The organism is Streptomyces sp. NPDC057654 (assembly GCF_042800135.1).
In the GTDB taxonomy this organism is placed as follows: Bacteria; Actinomycetota; Actinomycetes; order Streptomycetales; family Streptomycetaceae; genus Streptomyces.
The window spans coordinates 1-7,686 of record NZ_JBHVHQ010000390.1 but is presented as its reverse complement, the minus strand read 5'-3'; the positions used below and the strand labels follow the sequence as shown (position 1 = coordinate 7,686).

The window sequence follows — 7,686 nt, the reverse complement described above, 5'->3', positions numbered from 1 at the left end:
ACTCCAGGGAACCCTTGCCCCAACCTCGCCCAACTGACGGCGCTCTGGGCCGCAGGCCCGAGACGCACCCGCACCCGAAAAACCGGCCATGACCACTTCGCGGCAGCAGCCGGCGGCGCAGCGCAGTGGAGCCAGCCTGAACCCCGGCCGCCCACCGAGCGGCAGACAGCGCACCGAGCCCGGCCCCGCCGCCCCCGATGAAGGGGGTGTCGGGACCGCCGCCTTTACCGGTGTGGCTCGCGGCTATCGGCCCCCTTCGGGCCGCCCGGCTTGATAGGCAAGTCGAGACTTGCCTATGGTGAAGTCGTGACGGATGATGTCTTCAAGGCGCTGGCCGACCCCACCCGTCGGCGCATCCTTGACGAATTGGTGGAACGGGATGGCCAGACCCTGTTCGAGATATGCGCACGGCTTATCACCAACCATGGTTTGGGAATGTCCCGCCAGGCGATAAGCCAGCACCTGGCCGTACTCGAATCCGCGGGCCTGGTCCATTCGCGGCGACAGGGCCGCTACAAGTTCCACGATCTGAACACCGGACCCCTTGAGTGCATCGTGAATCGATGGCTCAGGCCCGATGCACCCGATGCACCCGACGCACAGGAGAACAACCCATGAGGATCAGTCTCACCAGCGTCTTCGTCGACGACCAGGACGTGGCCCAGCGCTTCTACACCGACGTACTGGGCTTCGTCGTGAAGCAGAACGTGCCGATCGGCGAGGACCGCTGGCTGACCGTGGTCTCGCCGGAGGAGCCCGAGGGGACCCAGTTGGTGCTGGAGCCCTCCGGTCACCCGGCCGTGCAGCCGTACAAGACGGCCCTGGTCCAGGACGGTATCCCGGCCACCGCCTTCGCCGTGGACGACGTACGGGCGGAGTACGAGCGGCTGCGCGCCCTCGGCGTTCGCTTCACCCAGGAGCCGGCGGACATGGGCTCCGTCACCACCGCCGTATTCGACGACACCTGCGGCAACCTCATCCAGATCATGCACGGCGACATGTAGGGCCGGAACGCCCGAGGCGGACTGCGGGGCTACGGGACCGTCTTGATCTCCTTCATCGTCAGGTGCGATTCAAGGCGCAGTACCGCCGGCAATCCGCTGAGTTTCCGCGTGAGGAACGCCTCGTACGCGGCGTGGTCCGCGACGGCCACGCGCAGGAAATAGTCCGGACGCCCGTACATCCGGCGGAACTCTATGACCTCTTCGTACGAGGCCATGGTGGACTCGAATTCCTCGAAGCTCTTGCGGTCCTGGGCGTAGATCTCGACGGCGACCAGGACCTCCAGGCCGCGCCCGATGGCCTCCGGGTTGATGACGGCCCGGTATCCGGTGATGACGCCCGTCTCCTCCAGCCGCTTCACCCGCCGCAGACAGGGCGGCGGCGTCAGGCCGACCCGCTTGGCCAGCTCGACGTTGGTCAGCCGCCCGTCCCGGCGCAGATGAAACAGAATTTCGCGATCCACGGCATCCAGGCTCACTTCATTGCTCACGGCGCCATTATAGAGCCGCAATAAGCAACCAAATAAGGCGGAATTCTTCCTAGAATTTCGCTCATGCACACGAGCCCGCCCGTCACCGTGGATCCACCGCGGCCCGCCCCCGCCCCACCAGCCGCGCCCGTCTCCCCGACGATCGCCTCCCAGGCGCTCGCGGCGTTCAAGGACTCCGTGGGCGCGGGGCTGGGGTTCGTCACGGTCGGGCTCGCCTTCGGCGCGCTGGTGACGCAGTCGGGGTTGCAGTGGTGGTGGGCGGGGCTGTCGGCGGCGCTCGCGTTCGGCGGCTCGTTCGAGTTCCTGCTCATCGGCCTGGTCACCGCCGTGGCACCGCTCGCGACGATCGGCGTGTCCGCGTTCATGGTGAACGTGCGGCACGTCTTCTACGCGCTGTCCTTCCCCCTGCACCGCATACCCGGCCGCGTCGGCAAGACGTACAGCACCTTCGCGCTGTGCGACGAGGCGTACGCGCTGGCCGCCGGCGAACAGGCCCGTGACTGGACCGGCCGCCGCATCGTGTGCCTCCAGCTCTTCCTGCACATGTACTGGGTCGGCAGCGCGGTCGCCGGGGCCCTGCTCGGCTCGCTCATCCCGAAGAGCGTCACCGGGCTGGACTTCGCCCTCACCGCCCTGTTCGCCGTCCTCGCCGTCGACGCCGTCCGCGATCTGCGCGGTGACCTGCCCACGCCCGTACTCGCCCTGCTCAGCGCCCTGGCCGCCCGGCTCCTCTTCCCCGGCGAGATGCTCCTGGCCGCCTTCGGCCTGTTCACGGCCGGCCTCCTGGCCCGCCACTTCGTCGTCAGCGGGAATCCGAACGGGCGGGACGAACGGGGCGGGCGGGACAGCCTGGACGGTGTGCAGCCGAACTGCGACACCCTGGCCGGCGGTGATCTGAGCACCGCCCTGCCCGGCACCGCTCCGCATCACACCAGCAACCACAACCGCAACCACAACCGCAACCACAGCGGCGGGAACCCGAGCCATGCCTGACACGCGCTATGCCATCGCCGCCATCCTCGTCACCGCCGCCGTGACCTGGGGCCTGCGCGCCCTGCCCTTCGCCGCCCTCACCCCGCTGCGGGCCAGCAAGACCGTCCAGTACCTCAGCGCCCGCGTACCCGCCGGGGTCATGCTGATCCTGCTCGTCTACTGCCTGCGCGACACCCCGCTCACCCACGCGAGCAGCCTGGCCCCGCTGATCGCCCTCGCCGTCACCATCGGCCTGCACCTCTGGCGCCGCAACGCGCTGCTCAGCATCCTCTGCGGTACGGCCGTCCACGTGGTCCTGGCCAGCACGGTTTTCGCCTCCTGAACAGCCGCCTGAGCCCTGCCCGGAGGCTCACCCCCCGGCCCCGAACAGGTCGACCAGGCCCTGGGGCGACTCGGCGCCGTACATGAGCTCGTAGAAAGCGTTGCCCTCGGCGGCCGCCCCGGCGCTGCGGCGGAACATGGGCTGCTCGTACGCGGTGAGCGCGGCCTCCATGTCGCCGGGGTGCGCGGCGAGGGCCCGGCCGAGTTCGGCGCCGTCGAGCATGGCCAGGTTGGCGCCCTCGCCGTTCGGGACCGCCAGGTGGGCCGCGTCGCCGAGCAGGGTCACCCCCGGCACCCGGTCCCAGCGGTGCTCGACCGGCAGGGCGTGGAGGGGGCGGAGGACCGGCGCGGTGTCGGCGTCGGTGATCAGCGCGGTGAGTTCGGGCGCCCAGCCGTCGAACTCGGCCGCCACCCGCGCGGCGGCTGCCTCGGAATCGGTGAAGTCGATACCGGCGAACCATTCCTGCGGCCTCGACAGCGACACGTACGTGTGCAGGGTGTCGCCGCTCTCGCGGTGGCCCATGATCCCCTTGCCCGGCGTGAGCGCCAGCATCGACCCGCCGCCGACCGCCTTCGCGGCGGCGGCGTGCCGGGTGTCGGCGTCGAACAGATAGGTCTCGACGACCGAGCTGCCCACGTACTCGGGCGTCGCCCTGGAAAGCAGCGGCCGTACCCGTGACCACGCGCCGTCCGCGCCCACCAGCAGGTCCGTGCCGGACGTGGTGACGGCGGAGCCGTCGGCGAAGGTCACCTCGTAGGAGCCCGTGGAGTCCGCAGTGTCCGCAGTGTCTGTGCCGAGGGAGCGGACGTCGCTGACCTTGTGTCCCCAGCGGACGGTCCCGGCCGGGAGCGATTCGAGCAGGATCCGCCGCAGTTCGCCGCGCTGCACCTCGGGCCGCCCGCCCGTACCGTCGTCCCCCTCCTCGATCAGGACGGACCCCTCCGGGGTGAGCATCCGCATCGCCTGCCGGCCCTCCAGGACGAGGCCGCGGAACTCGTCCGTGAGGCCCGCTGCCTGGAGGGCGAGCTGCCCGGTGTCGGTGTGGATGTCGAGCATCCCGCCCTGTGTACGGGCCGTCGGCGACGCCTCCGCCTCGTAGACGGTGGACGGGATGCCGTGGACGTGCAGGACGCGGGCCAGGGCGAGCCCGCCGAGCCCTGCTCCGATGATCGTGACGTGGGTGGCCGAGGTGGCCGAGGTGGCCGAGGTGGCCGAGGTGGCCGAGTTAGTCGTGGTGGTCATGGTGACGCTCCTTGTCTGTTGCTGGTCATCAGGAACGACACCTCTGGAACGTCGTTCCAATCTCCACTTCAGAGTGGAACGCCGTTCCAGAGTTGTCAAGCTGGAACGTCGTTCCAGGCGTGTGTCAGGATGGACGCATGGCAACCAGGAAGCGCCGTGCCGAGCGGCGGGAGCAACCGCTCTCCCGGGAGCGCATCGTCGAGGCCGCGATCGAACTCCTCGACGCGGCGGGCGAGGGCGGGCTGACGTTCCGCGCGCTGGCCGAGCGCCTCTCCACCGGCCCCGGCGCGATCTACTGGCACGTCGCGGGCAAGGACGAACTCCTCGAAGCGGCCACCGACGCCGTCGTCGCCGACGCCTTGACCGCGGCCCCCGCGGGGGCCACCCCGCGGGAGACGATCCGCGCCCTCGCGCTCGGCGTGTTCGACGCGGTCGACGCCCACCCCTGGGTCGGCAACGATCTCTCCCGCGCTCCGGCGCGGTCACCGATGCTGCGGGTCTTCGAGCGCGTCGGCCGTCAGCTCCAGGCGCTCGGGGTGGCTCACGCCGCCCAGTTCACCGCCTTGTCCGCACTACAGAGCTACATCCTCGGTACGGGCGGGCTGAACGCGGCCAACGCCCGCGCGCAGCATCTCCGGGCGCCGGGTACGGACCGTACCGAGTTCATCGACGCCGCCGCGGACGCGTGGGCGGCCCTTGATCCCGAGGAGTACCCGTTCACCCGCGGCGTCGCGGAGCAACTGCGCGTGCACGACGACCGGGCGGAGTTCGTCGCCGGCATCGACATCATCCTCGACGGAATCACCGCCCGGTGGGCGGTCGCCCCCGCCGACTAGCCGACGCGCTCCGTCACGCGCTCCGTCCGCGCTCTGTCACGCGCTCTCCCGCTCCCGCGACGCGGGCTCCCGCTCGTCCGTCCCTCCGCCCGTCCGCGCCGCGGCGCGGTGCGCGCGGACGCCGCGCAGCCCGATGACCCCGATCGCCGTTCCCAGGAGGAACGAGACGATGGCGAGCGTCAGGTGCACCCAGAAGTACGCCGTGGGCTTGCCGTCGTCGAAGGCGAGCCCGCTGCCGTCCTTCCACAGGTTCTTGGCGAAGGTCGTCCAGACCACCCAGGACCAGACACCGAAGGCGAGCAGGAACCAGGAGACGGGGCGGCTGAGCTTCATGGGCGGTGTCCTCGGTGTCCTCTGCTGCGGGTGCGCTGCGGGTGCGTGCCCTGCCAGTATCCGACCGGCCGCCCCGCGCCCTGCGCCGGGGTCGCGGCGTTTACACGCTGTAGCGAGGATTGGCCAAAACTCGTTCACGCTTCGCACGCGAAGTACCACACACAGCTCGCTTCGCTTTCAATCACGTATTCGACACGTATTCAATACGTGAGCGCATCGAGCGGAGGGGACACGTGTGGTGGGCTTACTGCGGCGGAACGCGTTCCGGCTGCCCCGGCAACCGGCGTCGGTGGGGCTGGCCCGGCTGCGGGTGCGCGAGCACCTGACGGCCTGGGGGCGGACCGGCGACGCCGTCGACGCGGCCATGCTGGTCGTCTCCGAGCTCGCGACCAACGCGGTCCGGCACGGCGCCCTCGGGGACCGGGAGTTCGAGGTGGCCGTGACCGCGCTCGGCGACGGCTCGTGCTTCGTCGAGGTCACCGATTCCGGGCGAAGACCCCCGGTCCCGCGCGCCGTCGGCGACGAGGACGAGTCCGGGCGCGGGCTCCACCTGGTCGAGGCGCTCGCGGAGACCTGGGGGGTGTGGCACCGGGGGTGCTTCGGCAAGACCGTATGGGCGGTGCTCGGCCCCCCGGCCGCGGACGGAACGGCGTGACCGGCCACAGTCGAAACGCCACAGTCGAAACGCCACAGCCGGACCGGCCGCCATCGGACCGCCCACAATCGGACCGCCTGCAACCAGACCGGCACGACCGGATCACAGCCGGAACGGCATGATCCGTATAGGGAGCCGATCTTTTGCCCGATTCGCCTGCGCGCGTGCGATACCTGTGTTTGGGTGATGTGCATCACTGGGCGGAGGGGGCACGGGGATGCGTGGGGGCCGGTTATGGGCGAGTTTCATCTGCGCGGCCGTGGTGGCCGTGGGGGCGGGCGGCTGCCAGCTCGTATCGCCCGACAAGAAGGACAAGGGGCCGATCTCCGTCGGCACGACGGACACGATCACCTCGCTCGACCCGGCCGGCGCGTACGACGCGGGGTCCTGGGAACTGTTCAGCAACCTCTACCAGTCGCTGATGACCTTCACCCCCGGCTCCGACAAGCCCGTGCCCGACGCGGCCGAGCGCTGCGCCTTCCAGAGCTCCGGCTTACGGACGTACGTATGCGAGCTGCGCGACGGGCTCACCTTCGCCGACGGCCGTGAGGTGACGGCGGAGGACGTCAAGTACTCCTTCGACCGCATCCGGCGCATCAAGTCCCCGCAGGGGCCCAGCCCGCTCCTGGCCACGCTCACCTCGGTGCAGGCGGCCGGCCGCAGGGTGATCTTCCATCTCGGCGTCCCCGACGCCACGTTCCCGTTCAAGATCGCGACCGGTGCCGGGTCGATCGTCGACCCCCGGCGCTACCCCGCCGACCGGCTCCGCCCGGACAGCGCCGTGAGCGGCTCCGGGCCGTACGTGCTCAAGGAGTACGCGGCGGGCTCCACCGCCAAGCTGAAGCCCAACTCCCGCTACCGGGGCTCGATCAAGAGCGTCGGCGGCGCCGTCACCGTGCGCTTCTTCTCCTCCCCGGCCAAGATGAGCCGCGCCTGGCGGGACCGCACCGTGGACGTCGTGGCCCGGCAGATGCCGCCGACCGACCTCGCGGCGCTCTCGCCCACCGACAACGACGTGCGGGTCATGGAGAACTCCGGGGCCGCCACCCGCTCCATGGTCTTCAACGTGCGCCCCGGCTCGCCGACGCACAGCCGTGCCGTGCGGCAGGCCGTCGCCGCCGTCGTCGACCGCGAGGCCATCGCCCGCGACGTGCACCACCGCACCGTCGAACCGCTCTACTCCCTCATCCCGCGCGGCCTCACCGGCCACAGCACCCCCTTCTTCGACGCCTACCAGAAGCCCGATCCGGCGCGCGCCCGCACAATCCTGCGGGACGCCGGGATCACGACCCCGGTCCGCTTCGACCTCGCGTACTCGCAGGGCGCGGCCACCGGCGACGAGGCGGCGATGCTGCGCAGGCAGCTGGAGGCCACCGGGCTGTTCAAGGTCAACGTCAAGTGGGTGGAGTGGAAGAAGTTCCAGGAGGGGTACGCCAAGGGGGAGTACGACGCCTACTGCGTCGGCTGGCTCGCCGACTTCCCCGACCCCGACACCTTCATCGCCCCGCTCGTCGGCGCGGACTCCTCCCTCCACTCCGGCTACCGCGATTCCCGCGTCGAGCAGTTGATCCGCGACACCGAGCGCGAGGACCTGCGCAACCGTACGGCGGCGAACTTCCGGACCATTCAGAAGACCGTCGCCCAGGATGTGCCGATGCTGCCGCTCTGGCAGAAGAAAGACTACGTGCTCAGCGGCAAGTCGATCTCCGGCACGCAGTACCTGTCGGACGGCACCAGCGTCTGGCGGCTCTGGAAGCTCAGCCGGATCTGAGCCCGCGCCGTCGCGCACGGGCGGCGGCGGTCCGAGCACCGC

General features: G+C 70.4%; 11 protein-coding genes. 8 read left to right on the top strand and 3 right to left on the bottom strand.

Annotated elements, in window-relative coordinates; all coding sequences use genetic code 11:
- From ACFU99_RS25480 to ACFU99_RS25470, 3 genes are all read left to right on the top strand, one after another.
- On the top strand, positions 1 to 201 hold a 201-nt coding region (locus ACFU99_RS25480; protein ID WP_384395779.1), incomplete at its 5' end, for a hypothetical protein.
- Positions 202 to 306: 105 nt separating this feature from the next.
- Positions 307 to 618 (top strand): ArsR/SmtB family transcription factor, encoded by a 312-nt coding sequence (locus tag ACFU99_RS25475; RefSeq protein WP_384395776.1) that lies wholly within the window; start codon positions 307 to 309, stop codon positions 616 to 618.
- The gene (locus ACFU99_RS25470) at positions 615 to 1,004 is read left to right on the top strand and encodes a VOC family protein (RefSeq protein ID WP_384395773.1); all 390 of its coding nucleotides are present in this window, start codon (positions 615 to 617) and stop codon (positions 1,002 to 1,004) included. Before ACFU99_RS25475 ends, ACFU99_RS25470 begins: the two co-directional genes overlap by 4 nt.
- A gap of 29 nt (positions 1,005 to 1,033) precedes the next feature.
- Here ACFU99_RS25470 and ACFU99_RS25465 read toward each other — a convergent pair whose 3' ends face one another.
- Complete coding sequence (locus ACFU99_RS25465) at positions 1,034 to 1,492, bottom strand: Lrp/AsnC family transcriptional regulator (protein ID WP_384395770.1); 459 nt, start codon at positions 1,490 to 1,492, stop codon at positions 1,034 to 1,036.
- Positions 1,493 to 1,555: 63 nt separating this feature from the next.
- Between ACFU99_RS25465 and ACFU99_RS25460 the strand changes: the two genes are divergently transcribed.
- Entirely contained in the window at positions 1,556 to 2,485 is a 930-nt protein-coding gene (locus tag ACFU99_RS25460) for an AzlC family ABC transporter permease (protein WP_384395767.1), read from the top strand.
- The gene (locus tag ACFU99_RS25455; RefSeq protein WP_384395764.1) at positions 2,478 to 2,807 is read left to right on the top strand and encodes a branched-chain amino acid transporter permease; all 330 of its coding nucleotides are present in this window, start codon (positions 2,478 to 2,480) and stop codon (positions 2,805 to 2,807) included. The genes ACFU99_RS25460 and ACFU99_RS25455 overlap by 8 nt, the downstream gene beginning before the upstream one ends.
- Positions 2,808 to 2,834: 27 nt before the next feature.
- Here the strand turns inward: ACFU99_RS25455 and ACFU99_RS25450 are convergent, their stop codons facing one another.
- Positions 2,835 to 4,049 (bottom strand): FAD-dependent oxidoreductase, encoded by a 1,215-nt coding sequence (locus ACFU99_RS25450; RefSeq protein WP_384395761.1) that lies wholly within the window; start codon positions 4,047 to 4,049, stop codon positions 2,835 to 2,837.
- A 137-nt stretch (positions 4,050 to 4,186) separates the two neighbouring features.
- Between ACFU99_RS25450 and ACFU99_RS25445 the strand changes: the two genes are divergently transcribed.
- Positions 4,187 to 4,885 carry a TetR/AcrR family transcriptional regulator gene (locus tag ACFU99_RS25445; RefSeq protein ID WP_384395758.1) on the top strand — a complete coding sequence of 233 codons (699 nt, stop codon included), beginning with the start codon at positions 4,187 to 4,189 and terminating at the stop codon, positions 4,883 to 4,885.
- 36 nt (positions 4,886 to 4,921) lie between these two features.
- Here ACFU99_RS25445 and ACFU99_RS25440 read toward each other — a convergent pair whose 3' ends face one another.
- Positions 4,922 to 5,218: an SCO4848 family membrane protein gene (locus ACFU99_RS25440; RefSeq protein WP_384395755.1), complete on the bottom strand. Its 297-nt coding sequence runs from the start codon at positions 5,216 to 5,218 to the stop codon at positions 4,922 to 4,924.
- 235 nt (positions 5,219 to 5,453) lie between these two features.
- Here ACFU99_RS25440 and ACFU99_RS25435 point away from each other — a divergent pair, with 235 nt between their 5' ends.
- A complete protein-coding gene (locus ACFU99_RS25435) occupies positions 5,454 to 5,873 on the top strand; it encodes an ATP-binding protein (protein ID WP_384395752.1) in 420 nt (139 codons plus the stop codon).
- A gap of 217 nt (positions 5,874 to 6,090) precedes the next feature.
- Positions 6,091 to 7,644 carry an ABC transporter substrate-binding protein gene (locus ACFU99_RS25430; protein ID WP_384395749.1) on the top strand — a complete coding sequence of 518 codons (1,554 nt, stop codon included), beginning with the start codon at positions 6,091 to 6,093 and terminating at the stop codon, positions 7,642 to 7,644.
- Positions 7,645 to 7,686: the final 42 nt, after the last annotated feature.